14 protein-coding genes and 2 pseudogenes are annotated in these 16930 nt (G+C 72.6%); 7 read left to right on the top strand and 9 right to left on the bottom strand.

Annotated features, from left to right (window positions below; translation table 11 throughout):
- Positions 1–60: 60 nt before the first annotated feature.
- Positions 61–813 (top strand): acyltransferase, encoded by a 753-nt coding sequence (locus ABT001_RS20195; RefSeq protein WP_351279213.1) that lies wholly within the window; start codon positions 61–63, stop codon positions 811–813.
- Between the two features lie 112 nt (positions 814–925).
- Positions 926–1510 carry a helix-turn-helix domain-containing protein gene (locus tag ABT001_RS20190; RefSeq protein WP_351279210.1) on the top strand — a complete coding sequence of 195 codons (585 nt, stop codon included), beginning with the start codon at positions 926–928 and terminating at the stop codon, positions 1508–1510.
- A 91-nt stretch (positions 1511–1601) separates the two neighbouring features.
- On the opposite strand, the gene ABT001_RS20185 is transcribed toward ABT001_RS20190, so the two are convergent.
- Positions 1602–2411: an AAC(3) family N-acetyltransferase gene (locus tag ABT001_RS20185; protein ID WP_351279207.1), complete on the bottom strand. Its 810-nt coding sequence runs from the start codon at positions 2409–2411 to the stop codon at positions 1602–1604.
- A 36-nt stretch (positions 2412–2447) separates the two neighbouring features.
- On the bottom strand, positions 2448–2864 hold the full coding sequence (locus tag ABT001_RS20180; protein ID WP_351279204.1) for a CoA-binding protein: 417 nt from the start codon (positions 2862–2864) through the stop codon (positions 2448–2450).
- A gap of 82 nt (positions 2865–2946) precedes the next feature.
- Here ABT001_RS20180 and ABT001_RS20175 point away from each other — a divergent pair, with 82 nt between their 5' ends.
- The 3 genes from ABT001_RS20175 to ABT001_RS20165 all read left to right on the top strand — a co-directional run bounded on the left by ABT001_RS20175 (position 2947) and on the right by ABT001_RS20165 (position 7931).
- A complete protein-coding gene (locus tag ABT001_RS20175; RefSeq protein ID WP_351279201.1) occupies positions 2947–3573 on the top strand; it encodes a YigZ family protein in 627 nt (208 codons plus the stop codon).
- A 141-nt stretch (positions 3574–3714) separates the two neighbouring features.
- The gene (locus tag ABT001_RS20170) at positions 3715–4881 is read left to right on the top strand and encodes an exonuclease SbcCD subunit D (RefSeq protein ID WP_351279198.1); all 1167 of its coding nucleotides are present in this window, start codon (positions 3715–3717) and stop codon (positions 4879–4881) included.
- Positions 4878–7931 (top strand): AAA family ATPase, encoded by a 3054-nt coding sequence (locus tag ABT001_RS20165; RefSeq protein ID WP_351279196.1) that lies wholly within the window; start codon positions 4878–4880, stop codon positions 7929–7931. The genes ABT001_RS20170 and ABT001_RS20165 overlap by 4 nt, the downstream gene beginning before the upstream one ends.
- Here ABT001_RS20165 and ABT001_RS20160 read toward each other — a convergent pair.
- Positions 7921–8022: pseudogene (locus tag ABT001_RS20160) on the bottom strand (Lrp/AsnC family transcriptional regulator); the annotation flags it as partial. The gene ABT001_RS20165 and the pseudogene ABT001_RS20160 overlap by 11 nt on opposite strands.
- Position 8023: 1 nt before the next feature.
- Here ABT001_RS20160 and ABT001_RS20155 point away from each other — a divergent pair.
- A pseudogene (locus tag ABT001_RS20155) lies at positions 8024–8194 on the top strand (rhodanese-like domain-containing protein); the annotation flags it as partial.
- Between the two features lie 51 nt (positions 8195–8245).
- On the opposite strand, the gene ABT001_RS20150 reads toward ABT001_RS20155, so the two are convergent.
- The 3 genes from ABT001_RS20150 to ABT001_RS20140 form a co-directional block, all read right to left on the bottom strand.
- Positions 8246–9115, bottom strand: coding sequence for an ATP-grasp domain-containing protein (locus ABT001_RS20150; RefSeq protein WP_351279194.1), 870 nt, complete (start codon positions 9113–9115; stop codon positions 8246–8248).
- Positions 9116–9201: 86 nt separating this feature from the next.
- Positions 9202–10887, bottom strand: a complete 1686-nt coding sequence (locus ABT001_RS20145) for a DUF885 domain-containing protein (protein ID WP_351279191.1) — start codon at positions 10885–10887, stop codon at positions 9202–9204.
- 70 nt (positions 10888–10957) lie between these two features.
- Positions 10958–11488: an Lrp/AsnC family transcriptional regulator gene (locus ABT001_RS20140; RefSeq protein ID WP_351279189.1), complete on the bottom strand. Its 531-nt coding sequence runs from the start codon at positions 11486–11488 to the stop codon at positions 10958–10960.
- A gap of 59 nt (positions 11489–11547) precedes the next feature.
- Between ABT001_RS20140 and ABT001_RS20135 the strand changes: the two genes are divergently transcribed.
- A complete protein-coding gene (locus ABT001_RS20135) occupies positions 11548–12813 on the top strand; it encodes a trans-sulfuration enzyme family protein (RefSeq protein WP_351279186.1) in 1266 nt (421 codons plus the stop codon).
- On the opposite strand, the gene ABT001_RS20130 is transcribed toward ABT001_RS20135, so the two are convergent.
- The 3 genes from ABT001_RS20130 to ABT001_RS20120 all read right to left on the bottom strand — a co-directional run bounded on the left by ABT001_RS20130 (position 12698) and on the right by ABT001_RS20120 (position 16919).
- Positions 12698–14134 (bottom strand): GNAT family N-acetyltransferase, encoded by a 1437-nt coding sequence (locus ABT001_RS20130; RefSeq protein ID WP_502967490.1) that lies wholly within the window; start codon positions 14132–14134, stop codon positions 12698–12700. The two genes, ABT001_RS20135 and ABT001_RS20130, sit on opposite strands and share 116 nt — an antisense overlap.
- A 106-nt stretch (positions 14135–14240) precedes the next feature.
- Positions 14241–15821: an alkaline phosphatase D family protein gene (locus ABT001_RS20125; protein ID WP_351279181.1), complete on the bottom strand. Its 1581-nt coding sequence runs from the start codon at positions 15819–15821 to the stop codon at positions 14241–14243.
- Positions 15822–16085: 264 nt separating this feature from the next.
- Positions 16086–16919 carry an alpha/beta fold hydrolase gene (locus tag ABT001_RS20120; protein ID WP_351279179.1) on the bottom strand — a complete coding sequence of 278 codons (834 nt, stop codon included), beginning with the start codon at positions 16917–16919 and terminating at the stop codon, positions 16086–16088.
- Positions 16920–16930 lie beyond the last annotated feature (11 nt).

Raw genomic sequence — 16930 nt, 5'->3', positions numbered from 1 at the left:
GGGTGAACATCACAGCTCGTCGCGCGGATCCGGCCCGGCCGGGCCGACTACCGTGAGCGGGTGCCGAAGAACCGGAACCTGCTCTCCTCCCTGGCCCTCCGGCGGCGTGGGGTCACGTCCCGCGTGGTCCACCGCGTCTGGGCCTGGGCGCAGGAGACGGGAGCGGTCACCGCGCAGCACCCCGGGCGGCTCCGGTTCGGACGTATCGGTACGGGTACGCGGCTCGCCTTCCCGCAAGGCACGGTCTTCGGGGAGCCGTGGATCGAGCTGGGCGACCACTGCATCATCGGCGAACAGGTGACGCTCACGGCGGGCCTGATGCCCGATCTGGACCTCGGGTCCGAGACGGTCCTGACCCTGGGCGACGGTGTGGTGCTGGGCAGGGGCAGCCATGTAATCGCCGACACCACGGTGTCGATCGGCTCGGACACGTACTGCGGCCCCTACGTCTACATCACCTCCACCAACCACAGTTACGACGATCCCCACGAGCCGGTCGGCAAGCAGTGGCCGCGCATGGAGCCGGTCGTGATCGGTCCCGGGTGCTGGATCGGCACCGGAGCGGTGATCCTCCCGGGGGCGAGGCTCGGCCGCAACGTGGTGGTGGCGGCAGGGGCCGTCGTACGTGGGGAGGTCCCCGACCACGCGGTGGTCGCGGGGGCACCGGCTCGGGTGGTGCGGAGCTGGGATCCCGGCAAGGGCTGGCAGCCGCCGCTGCGCACGCCCGCCCCCGTGCCGATCCCCGACGGGGTCACGCCCGAGCAGTTGGCCGCTGTGGCGCTGTTGCGTGAGGATCCGGCGAGCGGGGCCTGAGCCGCTGACCATGCTGTCATCGCGCGCCTCGCAGTACAGTGCGTCGACCGGACGGGTGCACCGCACCGTAGTGCGGTGTCCACGACCTCGAATCCGGAATATTGGACGGAACGTGTCTGACCTCGATCAGCTCACCCAGTCGCTCGCGCGGAACCTCAGGCGCTGGCGAGGTGAGCGCGGTTTCACCCTTGACGCGCTCGCGGCGCGAGCGGGAGTCAGCCGGGGCATGATCATCCAGGTCGAGCAGGCGCGTACGAACCCGAGCGTCGGCACCACCGTCAAGCTCGCGGACGCGCTGGGCGTCAGCATCACCACGCTGCTCGACCACGAGCAGGGATCCCATGTGAGGCTGGTGCCCGAGGGCCGGGCGGTGCGCATGTGGTCGACGGAGTCCGGCAGCGCCGGCACCCTGCTGGTGGGCACGGAGGCGGGTGGGCCGGTCGAGCTCTGGTCCTGGCACCTGATGCCCGGCGACAGCAGCGTCTCGGATCCGCACCCCGAAGGCACGGTGGAACTCCTCCACGTGACGGCAGGTGTGCTGACCCTCGTCGTGGACGGCGAGGCCCACGCGGTGCCCGCCGGCACGTCGGCGACCTTCGCGGCCCATGTGCCGCACAGCTACCGCAACGACGGCTCCGAACCCGCCGACCTGACCATGGCGGTATCGATCCCGCCCGTCCGCCGCGAGGGCAAGTAGGCAGCTGGGCACCGATCGTCCCGGGCGAGGCGTCCGCGACACCGGCGGGAGCGCTCCTGGTGGAGGGCCTCGGGATCCGGCGGGGCCCTCGTCAGCCGTCGGCCCGATGGTCCGTCAGCCATTCCACGGCGAAGTCCACAGCCGTACGGAGAGAGAACACGTGGCTTCGGGCAGCCCCCACCCGGCCGACGCCGACCGCGTCGGCCCGCGCGCGGACGAAGTCGGCGCCCAGGGCGGCGAAGTCGCTGTCGTCCAGGGTGATGTCCTCGTACTCCCACCAGCTCCCCCCTCCGTTCTCCGAGGCCACCACGCAACGGTAGAGACGGCGCGGTGGGGCGGGGCGGCGGTACTCCGCGAGGTGGAAGGCGGTGCAGCTGTCGAAGCCCGTGCCCAGCATCAGGACCTGCGCGTCGGCCTCGTACAGTCTGGCGAGCGGGGAGCGCTCGCCCAGGTGGCAGTCCTGGCGGTGGCCGGCCAGGAGCTTCCCGGCCGCCGGACCGAGGGCGGCGAACGAGGTCTGCGGGTGGGTGCTGCGCAGCGCACCCGGAGCCCTCCGCACCGCCTCGGCGAGGGCGCCCATCGTGGGTGCGGGGGTGACCGACGGGTCGAAGGCGGGCATCGCCGCACGCACCGCCGCGCGGGCCTCGGTGCTCAGGCCGCGGACGCGGTCCAGGTAGGAGCGCGAGGTGTCGGAATTCTCCGGGGTGAAGGCGGGGACGACCAGCGTCCCCTCCGGGCCCAGCACGCGGCCCAACGCGGCGGCCGTGCTGCCGGGGCCCGCCCCCACGGAACGCATCGAGGCGTGCACCAGCAGGACACCGCCCCGCCGCACGCCCAGCTCGGACAGCTGGGAGGTGGCGCGTTCACCGCCGAGGAGGAGGGGCTGGGTCACGGTGGACATTCTCCCCGTGGGGAGGCCTCCGCGACACCACGCCTGTCAGCCTCGCGACCCCAGGCGGGGGATCTCGATCGCCGGGCAGCGGTCCATCACCATGGCGAGGCCCGACGCGCGCGTGCGCTCGTACGCCGCCTCGTCGATCACCCCGAGCTGGAACCAGACCGCCTTCGCGCCGACGGCCACCGCCTCGTCGGCGACGCCGCCCGCCAGATCGCTGTTGACGAAGACATCCACCACGTCGACGGGGAAGGGTATGTCCGCCAGCGAGGCGTATCCCTGCTCACCGTGGACCGGCTCCGCCTTGGGATGGACGGGCACCACCTTCTTGCCGAAGCGCTGGAGGACCTCCGCCACCCCGTAGGCCGCGCGGGACCGGTTGGCGGACAGGCCCACCACCGCCCAGGTGTCGCCCGTGTCCTCGAGGATCCCGCGAACCGTCTCATCGTCTGCGTACATGCCCTGACAACGGACGGTCCCGCCGGACCATTCCCCGCGGGAGGGTGAAAGTCCCGGCCGGGAGGGCGCATAGGCTGGACCGATGCAGGAGCAGTACCGGACAGTCGCCCGCCCGGGCGTGCACGAGACCGAGGTCAGCCGATCGCGTTTCCTCTGCGCGCTCGCACCCGCCGCCACCGAGCAGGAGGCGCAGGAGTTCATCGCGCGCGTCCGCAAGGAGCATCCCGCCGCCAACCACAACTGCTTCGCCTACGTCATCGGTGCCGACGCCTCCGTGCAGAAGGCCGGTGACGACGGGGAACCCGGCGGCACGGCGGGCGTCCCCATGCTGCAGATGCTCATGCGCCGGGAGGTGCGGTACGCCGTCGCCGTGGTCACCCGCTACTTCGGCGGGGTCAAGCTCGGAGCGGGCGGACTCATCCGTGCCTATGGAGGCGCGGTCGGTGAGGCGCTCGACGCGCTGGGCACGATCACCCGCCGCAGGTTCCGCCTCGCCGTCGTCACGGTCGACCACCAGCGGGCGGGCAAGCTGGAGAACGATCTGCGGGCCACCGGAGTGGACGTCCGCGGCGTCGAGTACGCGGAGGCGGTGACCCTCACGATCGGGCTGCCGGACGCCGGCGTCGACGGCTTCAGGGCCTGGCTGGCCGACGCCACGGCAGGCGCGGCGACGCTCGAACTGGGCGGCGAGGCGTACGGGGATGCCTGAGCCGATGGGGGAGCCGGGGCAGCGGCGCTCCGGCGGGGTCGGGTCCGCCGCGGATTTCCGGGGCGGACGGGGTACCGGGCCGGTGCGGTGCCGGGGGCGGAGGAAGTGGAACATGCGTGTCGTGGCCGTCGGAGTGATGTCGTGAGGATCCTGCACACCTCGGACTGGCACCTCGGGCGGTCCTTCCACCGCGTCTCGATGCTCGACGCCCAGGCCGCCTACCTCGACCACCTCGTGGACACGGTGCGGGACCACGCCGTCGACGTGGTCGTCGTGGCGGGTGACGTCTACGACCGCGCCGTGCCGCCGCTCTCCGCCGTCCAGCTGTTCGACGACGCGCTGCACCGGCTCGCCGCCGCAGGGGTGCCGACCGTCATGATCTCCGGGAACCACGACTCCGCCCGCAGGCTCGGGGTCGGCGCCGGACTGATGGCACGGGCCGGAATCCACCTGCGCACCGACCCCGGCCACTGCGCCACCCCCGTCGTCCTGCGGGGGGCACGGGGCGATGTGGCGTTCTACGGGCTGCCCTACCTGGAACCCGCTCTCGTCAAGGACAGCCTGGGCGCGTCGAAGGCAGGGCACGAAGCCGTGCTCACCGCGGCGATGGACCGGGTGCGGGCCGATCTCGCCTCCCGGCCCGACGGAACCCGGTCCGTGGTGCTCGCCCATGCGTTCGTGGCGGGCGGCGAACCCAGCGACAGCGAACGCGACATCACGGTCGGCGGTGTCGCCGCCGTTCCCGCGGGGGTCTTCGACGGCGTCGACTACGTGGCCCTCGGCCACCTGCACGGCTGCCAGACGGTCACGGAACGCGTGCGCTACTCGGGCTCGCCCCTCGCGTACTCCTTCTCCGAGCACGCGCACCGCAAGACGATGTGGCTGATCGACCTCGGCCCCGGCGGAGCTCTCGTCGCGGAACGCGTCGACTGCCCGGTGCCCCGCCCGCTCGCACGGCTCCGCGGCCGCCTCGGCACACTGCTGGACGACCCGGCTCTCGAACGGCACCAGGACTCCTGGGTGGAGGCGACCCTCACCGACCCGGCGCGGCCCGACGACCCGATGACACGCCTGCTCGAGCGTTTCCCGCACACCCTCAGCCTGGCCTTCGACCCCGAACGTGCTTCCCACGACCCTTCCGACTCGTACGCCCAGCGGCTCAGGGGGCGGGACGACCAGCAGGTGGCGGAGGACTTCGTGGCCCATGTACGCGGCGGGACCGGCCCCAGTGAGCAGGAGCGGGCGGTGCTGAGCGCGGCCTTCGACGACGTACGGGTCGCCGACGGAGTCGACGAGGTGTCCCGATGAGACTGCACAAGCTCACCCTGACCGCGTTCGGTCCCTTCGGCGGCACCCAGGAAGTCGACTTCGACGTACTGTCATCGGCCGGGATCTTCCTGTTGCACGGGCCGACGGGCGCGGGCAAGACGTCCGTCCTCGACGCCGTCTGCTACGGCCTGTATGGAGCGGTGCCCGGCGCCCGCCAGAGCCCCGGCACCTCCCTGCGCAGTGACCACGCCCCGGTGGACCGGCCGACCGAGGTGCGCCTGGAGCTGACCGTCGGGGGGCGGCGCCTGGAAGTGACCCGGCGGCCCGCCCAGCCCCGCCCCAAGAAGAGGGGCGGCGGGGTCACGACCGAGAAGGCGCAGAGCTGGCTGCGCGAATACGACGCCGAGCACGGCTGGCAGGCGCTCAGCCGCTCCCACCAGGAGATCGGTGAGGAGATCGGCGGACTCATCGGAATGAGCCGCGATCAGTTCTGCCAGGTGGTGCTGCTGCCGCAGGGCGACTTCGCACGTTTCCTGCGGGCCGACGCGGAGGCACGTGGAAAGCTGCTCGGCCGGCTCTTCGACACCCGCCGTTTCGCGGCCGTCGAGGAGCGCCTCGCTGAGCTGCGACGGGCCGCCGAAGCCAGGGTCAAGGCGGGGGACGAGCAGATCCTCGCCCTCGCCCAGCGCATCGCGCAGGCGGCCGGACCCGCGGCGGAGGAGACCGCGCCGCCCGAGGAGCGGCCCGGTGAGCCCGGGCTCGCCGAGGGGGTCCTGCAGTGGGCCGCCGTCGCGCGTGGCGGAGCGCGTGAGCGGCTCGACATCGCCCGGTGCGTCCTGGCCGGGGCGGAGGAGCGGAGCACCGCCGCCCGCCACGCACTCGAGGCCGAGCGTGAACTCGCCCGGCTCCAGCAGCGGTACGAGGAGACCCGTCGCCGCGCGGTGGGCCTGGAGGACCGCCGCGCGGAACGCGACCGCTGCCACGAACAGCTCGCACACGCGCGCAAGGCGGATCTGGTCGCTCCGGCGCTCGACCTCCGCGACGCGGCGGAGCGGGCCCACCGCGCGGCTGTCGTGGCCCGGGAGAGGTCCTGCGCCCGGCTGCCCCCCGAGCTGGCCGAAGCGGGCTCCGAGCAACTGGCCGGGAGGGAACGCGAACTGAGGGCGGAGCTCGGCGCACTCGACGCCGCGCGCCGTGCCGAACGGCGGAGCCGGGAGATCGACGCCGAACGGGCAGGCCTGGAAAGGCAGTCCCGCTCCGACGACGAACTGATCCAGGAGGCGGGGGAGTGGCTGGCCGGCTGGGACGCCGGCCACCGCGCCCTCAGGGAAGCCGTCGAGACGGCACAGGACGCCGCGACCCGCGCGGAACAGCTGGCCGGCCGGCTCGCCCCCGCGCGCAGGAGGCTGGAAGCGGCACAGCGGCGCGACGCGCTCGGCTTGCGGGAGAGGGCGATGGCTGAGGCCCTGACCGAGGCCCGTGAGCGTGCCGTGGGCGCGCACGAGAAATGGCTGGGACTCCGGGAACAGCGGCTGCGCGGCATCGCGGCGGAACTGGCCGGTCAGCTCGTCGACGGCGTCGCCTGCACCGTGTGCGGATCGGCCGAGCACCCGGCCCCGGCCCGCGCGGAGGCAGGCCATGTGGACCGGGCCACGGAGGAGGCGGCACTCGCCGCTCACCAGCGGGCCGACCGGGCCCGTGCGGAGGCGGAGAGCGAGCTCGGGGTCCTGCGCGAACGCCTGGCCGCGGCACGGGCCGAGGTGTCGGCCACGGAGGACGGCGAAGGCATGACCGGACCGGCCGGCCGCGAATCAGCGTCCGTGGCCGAACTGAGGGCGGCCGTCGACCGCCTGACCCGGGACCACATGGACGCGCACCGTCTGGCGGCGGGAACACACGCGGCCAGGGAGGCCCTCGCCGCCGCGGAGCGTGAGCACCTGGGCCGGCTCGACGACCGGCAGCGGGCCGAGCGGCGAGCGGCTGCCCGTACCTCCCAGCGCGAGGCGCTCGACCGCGAACAGGCCGCGCTGGAAGCCGACCTGGTGAAGGCCCGTGGCGCCTGTGACTCGGTGGCCGAGCACGCGGAGCTGCTGGACCGGCGCGCCGGGCTGCTGGCCGGCGCGGCCGAGGCGCTCCGCGCGGAACAGGGTGCGGCCGAGCGCCTCAAGGAAGCTGACGGCAGGCTGGCCGACGCAGCTTTCCGGGCCGGGTTCGACACACCGCGGGCCGCTGCCGCGAAGCTTCTCGGAGACACCGCGCAGCGGGAGCTCCAGCAACGGATCGACGCCTGGCAGGCGGAGGCCGCCACGGTCGCCGACCGGCTCGCCGAGGAGGACGCCCGGGCCGCCGCCACCCGTCCGCCCGCGATGCCGGACGTTGCCGAAGCGGCGTACGACCTGGCCTCGAAGGCCCTGCGCGACGGTGCCGCCGCGCACGCCGCCGCGGAGGAGCGCAGTGCGGAGCTGGGCCGGCTCTCCCGCCGCGCCGAGGACGAGGTACGCGCGCTGGGGCCCGTGCGTCAGGAGCACGCGAGGGTGGCCCGTCTCGCCGGGCTGACCGCGGGCACCTCCGTGGACAACGAGCGCAAGATGCGCCTGGAGGCGTACGTACTGGCCGCTCGCCTCGAACAGGTGGCCGCCGCGGCGACGGCGCGCCTCCAGCGGATGTCGTCGGGCCGTTACACGCTGGTCCACTCCGACGAGCGCAGCGGCGGCCGCCGGGCGGGTCTCGGACTGCACGTCGTCGACTCATGGACGGGCCGGGAGCGGGATACGGCCACGCTGTCCGGCGGAGAGACCTTCTTCGCCTCGCTCGCCCTGGCCCTCGGGCTGGCCGACGTGGTGACGGACGAGGCGGGCGGGGTACGCCTGGACACGCTCTTCATCGACGAGGGCTTCGGCAGCCTCGACGACCAGACACTGGACGAGGTCCTCGACGTACTGGACTCGCTGCGTGAACGTGACCGCAGCGTCGGCATCGTCAGCCACGTGGCCGACCTGCGGCGCCGGATCCCCGCCCAGCTCGAGGTCGTGAAGGACCGGCGCGGTTCGGCGGTGGTCCACCGGGCGGCAGGCCCGCTCAGCGGCTGATCGGCCGACGGGGGAGGGGCGAGGAGTACACGATGCTGGTGGTCACGGCGCCCAGGGTGCCGATCCTCCCGGTGACCTCCTCGACGCGGCGTACCCGGTCCGCTCCGGCCCTCGCCCAACTGGGCTACCGGGGCAAGGCGATGCTCGGCGGATTCGAGTACGGGATACGCGAGGGATTCGCCTTCGAGAGCCTGGACTGGCCGCAGCGGCGCACCGTCGACACGCTCACCGCGCCCGCGGGCGCCGAGGACTGCGGCCGCTGAACCGGCGAGGGCGGAACCGGGTGCGTGGCTCACCGAACCAGGGCGAAGGGCTCACGCGCCGAGGAGCGATGTGAAGAGGCGGTGCCCGTCGTCATCGGCCGGCAGACCGCTGACCTGGCCGTCACCGACCTCCACGACCCGCCACACCCCGTCCTCCCGCAGGGCCAGGTCGGTGGTGACCCACCGGCAGCCGAGCGCGCGCACCGCCTCGCCGACGGCGTCGAGGCCGGGGGCGGGTACCTGGCCGGGCGTGTCCGGATGGGCGGTCACCAGCACGGGTTCCCCGTCCACCCACCACACACGTGCCTCTCCGCCCCGCACGAACGGCTCGTACGCGCGCAGCACCACGCCGCCTGCCAGGAAGTCCCCCTGCAGTTCGACGAATCGGCCGACGACGCGGGCGAGCCGGCCCGTGTCCCCCAGCTCCGGCACGAAGCACGCCTCCAGCCACTCGTGCTTGCGGGACTTCACGAAGTCCTTGACGATGCCGGGGCCGGGACCGAGCTCCCCGGCGAGCTCCGACCACGCGGAAGGATCCGGCAGAGCGGCTCCGGCGGCCAGGGGACGCCAGACGCTGCGTGGTGTGAGCTCGGTGAACGCCTCGTACCAGCCTGGGAGTTCATGAGCGGTGCGGTACGCCGCGGCATCGGTGAGCAGTGCACAGCCACGGGCGGCGAGGGCGCGCTCCAACTCCGTGTAGCGGGCGGGCGGCACCATCCAGCCCCGGTACCAGTAGGCCCCCGAGTCCCGGCGCACCCGGCCGACGGCGCCCTGCGCGTCACCGGCGAGCAGCGCATCGTGATCGACCAGCGCGGTCTGCGCCCCGGCGCGCCGTGCCGCGGACGACTCCTGTCCGAACTGCGGATCGGGTCGGTGCGGCCGTAGCGGGTCGGAGCAGAACAGGAAGCCGGGCGGAGTCATGCGGATGCGTCCTTCTGGCCGTCGGTGGGGGAGCGTGCGGACCCGGGGGCAGGTGATCGCTCACCGGCCCCCCGGCCTCGCCCGGTTCAGAGCCTGGACAGCTCGTCCACCAGGTCGTCCAGCCCGAGCGACCCCTGCGACAGGGCCGCCATGTGCCAGGCCTTGAGGTCGAACGCGTCGCCGTGCGCCTTCCGGGCGTTCTCCCGGCCCAACAGCCAGGCACGCTCGCCCAGTTTGTAACCGATGGCCTGCCCCGGCATCGACAGGTAGCGGGTCAGCTCGCTCTCCACGAAGTCGGCGGGCCTGCCGCTGTGGCTGCCGAAGAACTCCTGGGCCAGCTCCGGGGTCCACCGTTCACCCGGATGGAACGGGGAGTCGCCGGGGATCTCCAGCTCCAGATGCATCCCGATGTCGACGATCACCCTGCAGGCGCGCATCATCTGCGCGTCCAGATAGCCGAGGCGGCGTTCCGCGTCGGGCAGGAAGCCCAGTTCGTCCATGAGCCGCTCCGCGTACAGCGCCCAGCCTTCGGCGTTGGCGCTGACCTGGCCGACCGACGCCTGGTAACGCGAGAGGCTCTCGGCCACGTGCGTCCACTGCGCGATCTGCAGGTGGTGGCCCGGCACACCCTCGTGGTACCAGGTGGACACCAGGTCGTAGACGGGGAACCGGGTCTCGCCCATGGTGGGGAGCCAGGTGCGGCCGGGGCGCGAGAAGTCCTCCGAGGGCCCCGTGTAGTACGGAGCGGCGGCGCCCCCCGCAGGAGCGATGCGGGACTCCACCTTGCGTACCCGCTCGGCGAGTTCGAAGTGGGTGCCGTCGAGCGCCTCGATGGCCTCGTCCATCAGGCCCTGCAGCCAGACCCGGACCTCGTCCACGCCCTCGATGTGCTTGCCGTGCACATCGAGATGGGCGAGCGCCTCCCAAGGGCCCGCGCCCGGGAGGACCTTGTCCGCCTCCGTCTTCATCTCGGCCAGCAGGCGGTGGTATTCGGACCAGCCGTACGCGTACGCCTCGTCGAGATCCAGATCCGTGCCGTTGAACTGGCGCGACCAGCGGGCGTAACGCTCCCGCCCGACGGTGTCGGGGGCACCCTCCACGGCAGGGGCGTACACCTCCCTCATCCAGTCCCGCAACGCCACCAGGGCCGCGGCCGCCTGCCCGGCCGCCTCGTCCAGCTCCGTGCGCAGCGAGCCGGGACCCTCGGCCACGAACTCCTGGAAGAATCCCGGGCCGTCCTCCCCCGCCCAGGTCCCCAGCTGGCCGATGAACGTCGCGGTCGGGCGCGGGCCGCCGTACAGCCGGCGCTCAAGACCGAGCGCCAGCGAGGCCCGGTATCCCTCGAGCGAGGCCGGCACCGCGCGCAGGCGGTCCACGACCGCCGCCCAGTCCTCGTCCGTCGTGGTCGGCGTCGCCGGGAACACATCACGGAGGCTGTGCGCCGGGGAGTGGATGTTGGATACGGCTCGCAGGCCCTCGTCGGCCTCGTGGATGGCGAGTTCGGCGGTCAGGCGTTCCCGCAGCAGCCGTGCGCAACGCCTTTCCTCGTCGGTGTCCGCGCCCGGCACCTGCTCGGCGTCGTCGAGCTTCGCGAGGGTGGCGCGGACGAGAGCGGCCATGGCCTCCTGGCCGGCGGGCGAGAAATCGGGCAGCCGGCGGGAGCTTTCCGCGACACCGAGGTAGGTACCGGTGATCGGGTCGAGTGCGATGTATGCGTCGACGTAGGCGTCGGCGACCTGGCGCGGCAGCGCGCTGCTCGATGTGTCTGACATGTGGACATCTTCGTACGCCGAAGCCCCTCACGTCACGGGGGACAGTGACTTCGGCCGGAGGAAGATCCTCTTACGGTACGGAGGAGTCGGTGCGCGGCTCCGAGGTCCCGGCCGCTCTCCGCGGGCCGGCCGCGGGCGGCATCAGGGGGCCGCACTCCCATTGCTGGAAGATCAGCCGGGTCTCCACACGAGCCACCTCGCGGCGGGAGGTGAACTCGTCCAGCACCAGGCGCTGCAGATCCGTCGGATCGGCGACGGCCACATGCACCAGGTAGTCGTCGGGTCCGGTGAGGTGGAAGAACGCCCGGGACTCCGCAAGCCCTCTGATCCGCTCGACGAACGGGCCGATGAGCTCCCTGCGGTGGGGCCGGACCTGTACCAGGAGGAGCGCCTCCAGGCCACGGCCGAGCCGCGCCGGATCGAGCCGCAGCCGGTGACCGAGGATCACACCGGACCGGCGCAGCCGTGCCACCCGGTCCAGACACGTGGACGGTGCCACTCCGACCTCGGCCGCCAGCTCCCGGTACGTCGTCCGAGCATCGTTCTGCAGGAGGCGCAGAATGTGCAGATCGACCGGATCTAGAGCGACGGATTCAGACATCGGCCGAACGTAGCACGCTCTTCGGGCCTCGTCGGCCGGTTGATGTTCAGGCTGGTGTCATGGACACCGAAGCCTCTTCGCTGACATCCCGGCCCCCCTTCCGGTCCAGGGCGCTCGCCACCGAAGCCGTGCACGCCGGACGCGACGATCTCGCCTCCCTCGGTCTGCACGCCGCGCCGATCGACCTGTCCACCACCTATCCCTCGTACGACTCCCGGGGCGAGGCCGAGCGCATCGACGCGTTCGCCACCACCGGGGCCAGGCCCGACGGGCCGCCCGTGTACGCACGCCTGGACAACCCGACGACGGCCCGCTTCGAAACGGCACTGGCCCGGCTGGAAGGCAGTGACAGCGCAGTCGCCTTCGCCAGCGGAATGGCGGCGCTCACCGCCGTCCTGCTGGCCCGCGCGAGCCTGGGGCTGCGCCATGTGGTCGCGGTGCGTCCGCTCTACGGGTGCAGCGACCACCTCCTGGGCGCAGGGCTCCTGGGCACCGAGGTGACCTGGACGGATCCGGCGGGCATCGCGGAGGCGATCCGCCCGGACACCGGTCTGGTGATGATCGAGACGCCCGCCAACCCGACGCTGGCCGAGATCGACATCCGGGCCGTGGCGCACTCCTGCGGGTCCGTGCCACTCCTCGTCGACAACACCTTCGCCACCCCCGTGCTGCAGCGGCCACTCGAACACGGTGCCCGGATCGTGCTGCACAGCGCCACCAAGTACCTGGGCGGTCACGGTGATGTGATGGGCGGCGTCGTCGCCTGCGACGAAGAATTCGCCGCGACGCTGCGGCAGGTGCGGTTCGCCACCGGGGGTGTGCTGCATCCGATGGCCGGCTATCTGCTGCTGCGCGGGCTGTCCACGCTGCCGGTTCGGGTCCGGGCCGCGTCGGCCGCCGCGGCGGAGCTGGCCCGCAGGCTCTCCGCCGACCCCCGGGTCGAGCGGGTCCACTACCCGGCGGTGGGCGGCGCGATGGTGTCCTTCGAGGTGTTCGGGGACCCTCACGGGATCATTGCCGGAGTACGGCTGATCACACCCGCCGTGAGTCTCGGCAGCGTGGACACGCTCATCCAGCACCCGGCCTCCATCAGCCACCGCATCGTGGGTGAGGGAGACCGGAGAGCCGCTGGTGTCGGCGACCGTCTGCTGCGCATGTCGGTCGGGCTGGAGGACGTCGAGGACCTCTGGGCGGACCTCTGTCAGGCGCTCAGTGCTGCTCCGCCTGCTCGGCCCGGGGGAGCGGCCGCAGCGTCGACGGCGCCCCCGGGCGGGTCACCGGTTCCGTCATCGGCCGGGCGGGAGCCGTGGTCAGCCGAGCGGTGACGACCAGGGTGCCCTCCTCGATCTGGTAATCGAGAGGCAGCGAGAGCGACCGCATGGCGGCCACCATCCCGGTGTTGTGCGCCTGTGTCACCGCGTACACGCTCTCGCAGCCCGCCTCGACGGCCAGGGCCACCAGCCGGCCGAGGAGCTCGGAACCGATCCCGCGGCGCTGCCAGGCGTCCTCGACGAGCAGGGCGACCTCGGTCTCGTCCCCGTCCCAGAGGAGATGGCCCAGCGCCACCAGCCGGCCGGAGGCCGTCTGCACGGCGAGCGTACGGCCGAAGCGCGGGCTCAGCAGGTGGTCCAGATACCCGTCGGCGTCCCGCACCGGGCCGTGGTAGCGCAGGCCGAGGGTCTGCTCGGAGCACCGGCCGTGCATGGCGAGGGCCGCTTCGAGGTCACCGCGGTCCGCGCGGCGCACCGTGATCTCGTTGCCCTCGGGCAGGGTGAGGACGTCCTCGCTGCGCGGCACGCGCGGGCCGAGCCGTGCGTCGAGCTCGACCAGGGCCCTGGCTCGGGCGAACTCGGTCGGGGTGAAGGGGAGATAGGGCCGCTCGACGGTGATGACACCGCCCGACGGGTCGCGCAGCCGCATCACGGTCTCCTCCAGGACGCCTTCCACCGGTGCGCTCTCCCCGGTGGGGCGGCCGGTGATCGACAGGGCGGGAAGCGAGTGGATGGTGCACCGGCCCAGGAGCCGGCGCAGAGAGAGCGGGAGCTCGGCAGCGTCCAGAGCCGTGCGGGTGGCGAGGCCGAGGACCCGGGTGGGAGTGTCCACGAGGTCGTGGGCGTCCGCGCGCTCGATCCAGGTGGCGGACCCGCCGGCGGCGGCGACCTCCCGGGTGAGGTGCTGTGCGGGCAGCGCGGAGGGCGCACGCAGCAGGAACTCGTCGACGGTGCCCTCGGCCAGCGGGTGGGTCTGCAGGGTGAGGATGTCGATCCGGTGACGGGCGAGGGCGACGCAGAGGGCCGCGAGGGTGCCCGGGGCATCCCGCACCGTCGTCCGCAGCCGCCACAGCACCGTTCCGCCGTCGCCGTCCTCTCCCGCGACGCCCTCTCCCGCGCCGGCGGCGGGGAGTCCGGCGCCGGTATCGGTGTCCGGGGGCGGTGCGTGGCTGTGCCGCCGTGCCCACCAGGTATGGAAGGCGGCCGTGGCGACCAGGGCCACGGCCGAGGCGATCAGCAGATAGGGGCCGTCGGGCTGGTGCCCGATCAGGTTGGCGATCGCGTCGGCCACGGCGACCGCCGTGAAGAGCGCGGCCAGTTCGATCAGGTCCCGCCGCCAGTGGTGCGGACGGCGGGCACTCTTCGCGGATGTCACATCAGTCATGCCTTCACTGTGACCGAACGGTGTTGCCTGATCACGAACGCATTGTGACTGATGGGTTACGTGTCGATCTGGTCGTCTTCCGTACGTTTTTCGCGGGTCACTGCCCGGTGCGGCCCGGCTGCAGCACCTTGCTGAACAGGACCGCGCCACCCTGGGCCCGGAGACGTACGGTCAACTCCCCGCTCCCGCCGTCGATGTCGACCTCTCCGAAGAACTGCGGCGACTCCATGGGCGACACGTTCGCCCGGTCCGGTGCCCGGACGAAGACCCGCTCCGGACCGAACGTGCCGTCCAGCGCGTTGGCGGGGAACCCGCCCGCGGCCAGCGGGCCCGAGACGAACTCCCAGAAGGGCGCGAAGTCCTTGAAGGCCGCGCGCTCGGGGGCGTAGTGCTGGGCCGAGGTGTAATGCACGTCGGCCGTCAGCCAGACGGTGCCGGTGATGCGCCGGTGCTTGATGTGACGCAACAGCTCGGCGATCTGCAGTTCCCGCCCGAGCGGGGCGCCCGGGTCGCCCTGTGCGACCGCCTCGATGTCGGTGGCTCCGTCCGGGACGACCAGCCCCAGCGGCATGTCGGCTGCGATCACCTTCCACACCGCGCGTGACCTCGACAGTTCGCGCTTGAGCCAGCTCAGCTGCTCGGCCCCGAGGATGCCCGTGGCGTCGTCGGCCTGGCGCCCGGGGGAGTTGGCGTTGCGGAAGGACCGCATGTCCAGCACGAACACGTCGAGCAGAGGTCCGTGCCGTACGACACGGTGCATGCGCCGCTCGGCCGGGGAGCTCTGCAGTGTCGGTACCGGGAAGTACTCGCGGAACGCCTGCATCGAACGCGCCGCGAGCCGGTCCACGTTCTTCTCGGTGTAGCGGACGTCGTCGAGGATCTGCCCCGGGTACCAGTTGTTCCGCACCTCGTGGTCGTCCCACTGGATGATGGAGGGGACCTGAGCGTTGAAGGCCCGCAGATTGTCGTCGAGCAGGTTGTAGCGGAAGTTGCCGCGGTACTCGTCCAGCGTCTCGGCGACCTTCGACTTCTCCGGGGTCGTGACGTTGCGCCATATCCGCCCGTCGGGCAGCGTCACGCTGGGCTCGATCACCCCGTCCGCGTAGATGTTGTCGCCGCTGCACAGGAAGAAGTCCGGGTCCAGGCGGCGCATCTCGTCGTACACCCGGTAACCGCCGATGTCGGGGTTGATCCCCCAGCCCTGCCCCGCGATGTCACCCGACCACAGGAACCTCACCCCGTCACGGCGGCGGGCCGGAGCCGTGCGGAAGCTTCCGTGCACCGGCTTGCCCGTCCGTCGGGGGTCGTGCGGGTCCGAGAGCGTCACCCGGTAGTGGACCCGCTCGCCGGCCGGCAGGCCGTACAGCGGGGTGGTGCCGGTGAAGTCCGTACCGGCGTCCACCAGCGGGCCGTGCCACGTGCGGGCGCGGCGGAAGGACTCCGTCGCCGACGTCTCCACCACCATCCGGGCGGGCCGGTCGGAACGCACCCACACCAGGGCGGACGACGTCGTCACATCACCCACCTGTACGCCCCACGACGCGCTCGGCCGGCCCGACAGCGCGAACGCGGGCGCGGTGGTGATCGCCGTGGGCACGGCGACCGCGGCCGAGGCCAGGAGCGAGCCACGCAGCACGGTGCGGCGGGCAGGGGACGGGACAGGGGGACGGTTCGACATCGATGCGCCTCCAAGGGCGAGAGAGCTGCGGGAACGGCACGGTCGTACGGACTCATGCCTAGTCCCCGGCAGCGGCGGGCACGCCAACCACAGATGAACAACCGGTCGGCCCGCGCCACTCACGTCCCGGCCGCCCCGTGCCGCCCGGAGCACTCCGCACCGCCTCGGCCAGGAGCCGGACGCCGTGCCCGGCGGTGGCGGGTGGCGAGGTGCGTGCATCGGTATGCGGCGAACGCGCCACGCTCCTCTCCGGGCCGATCCCGGTCAGCGGCTCGTGTCGAGGATGACCCGCGCCACGGCAGCGGGATCGTCGTTCATCGGGACGTGGCCGCACGACGGCAGCCGGACGAGCCGTGCGCCCGGGATCACGTGCCTGGCCCTGACGCCCTGCCGGCGCAGGAGGAGGCGGTCGTCGCTGCCCCAGGCGATGCTGACCGGGACGTCCGGTACGTCGTCCGTGAACGCGACGGTCAGACCGGCCTCGAGGGTCTGGTCGAAACCGGTGGCTTCGCGCAGCGCTACGGTCTCCGCCACGACCGCACCGGGTGAACGGCGGCCCGGGCGCGCGTAGATGGTGCTGGTGAGCGCTGTGCGCCCGGGCGAGCTCTGCGAGAGCCGCTCGATCAGTGGCATGGGCATCGCCAGAGCCGCTCCGCGCATCGCCCGCAGAACCCCGAAGGCGTACCGGCGTTCGCCCTGTGTCCAGAACCCGGCGGGGGACAGCGCCGTCACCGAACGTACGAGTCTCTCCCGGCCCAGCTCCAGGGCCAACAAGCCTCCCAGGGAGTTCCCGGCGACATGCGGCCGGGCCACGCCAACGGCGCCGAAGAACGCACCGAGCACGGGCACCATGGTCCGCAGGTCGTAGGCGAGCCCGTGCGGCAGAGCCGGTGAGGCGCCGAATCCTGGCAGGTCCACGGCGATGACCTCCCGCTCCGCCGCCAGTATGCGGAGGACGGGGTCCCACGCCTGACGGTGATGCCCGATGCCGTGCAGCAGAACCAACGGCTCACCCGTACCGCTCCGTTCGTAGGCCACGTCGACCGTGCGAGTGCCGACGTGAGTCCTGACCGCGAACGAGACCGTGGTGGTGGCCATACTCCTCCTCG

Origin of the sequence: Streptomyces sp. NPDC002793, assembly GCF_040295485.1 — a bacterium.
In the GTDB taxonomy this organism is placed as follows: Bacteria; Actinomycetota; Actinomycetes; order Streptomycetales; family Streptomycetaceae; genus Streptomyces.
This window is presented reverse-complemented; position numbering and strand designations above follow the sequence as displayed.

What these genes read in the sequence shown, in the direction of transcription:
- ABT001_RS20175 (WP_351279201.1), top strand. Translation starts at nt 2,947, where the DNA reads ATGCAGGAGCAGTACCGGACAGTCGCCCGCCCGGGCGTGCACGAGACC.
- ABT001_RS20180 (WP_351279204.1), bottom strand. Translation starts at nt 2,864, where the DNA reads ATGTACGCAGACGATGAGACGGTTCGCGGGATCCTCGAGGACACGGGC.
- ABT001_RS20135 (WP_351279186.1), top strand. Translation starts at nt 11,548, where the DNA reads ATGGACACCGAAGCCTCTTCGCTGACATCCCGGCCCCCCTTCCGGTCC.
- ABT001_RS20125 (WP_351279181.1), bottom strand. Translation starts at nt 15,821, where the DNA reads ATGTCGAACCGTCCCCCTGTCCCGTCCCCTGCCCGCCGCACCGTGCTG.
- ABT001_RS20150 (WP_351279194.1), bottom strand. Translation starts at nt 9,115, where the DNA reads ATGACTCCGCCCGGCTTCCTGTTCTGCTCCGACCCGCTACGGCCGCAC.
- ABT001_RS20120 (WP_351279179.1), bottom strand. Translation starts at nt 16,919, where the DNA reads ATGGCCACCACCACGGTCTCGTTCGCGGTCAGGACTCACGTCGGCACT.
- ABT001_RS20165 (WP_351279196.1), top strand. Translation starts at nt 4,878, where the DNA reads ATGAGACTGCACAAGCTCACCCTGACCGCGTTCGGTCCCTTCGGCGGC.
- ABT001_RS20185 (WP_351279207.1), bottom strand. Translation starts at nt 2,411, where the DNA reads ATGTCCACCGTGACCCAGCCCCTCCTCCTCGGCGGTGAACGCGCCACC.
- ABT001_RS20140 (WP_351279189.1), bottom strand. Translation starts at nt 11,488, where the DNA reads ATGTCTGAATCCGTCGCTCTAGATCCGGTCGATCTGCACATTCTGCGC.
- ABT001_RS20145 (WP_351279191.1), bottom strand. Translation starts at nt 10,887, where the DNA reads ATGTCAGACACATCGAGCAGCGCGCTGCCGCGCCAGGTCGCCGACGCC.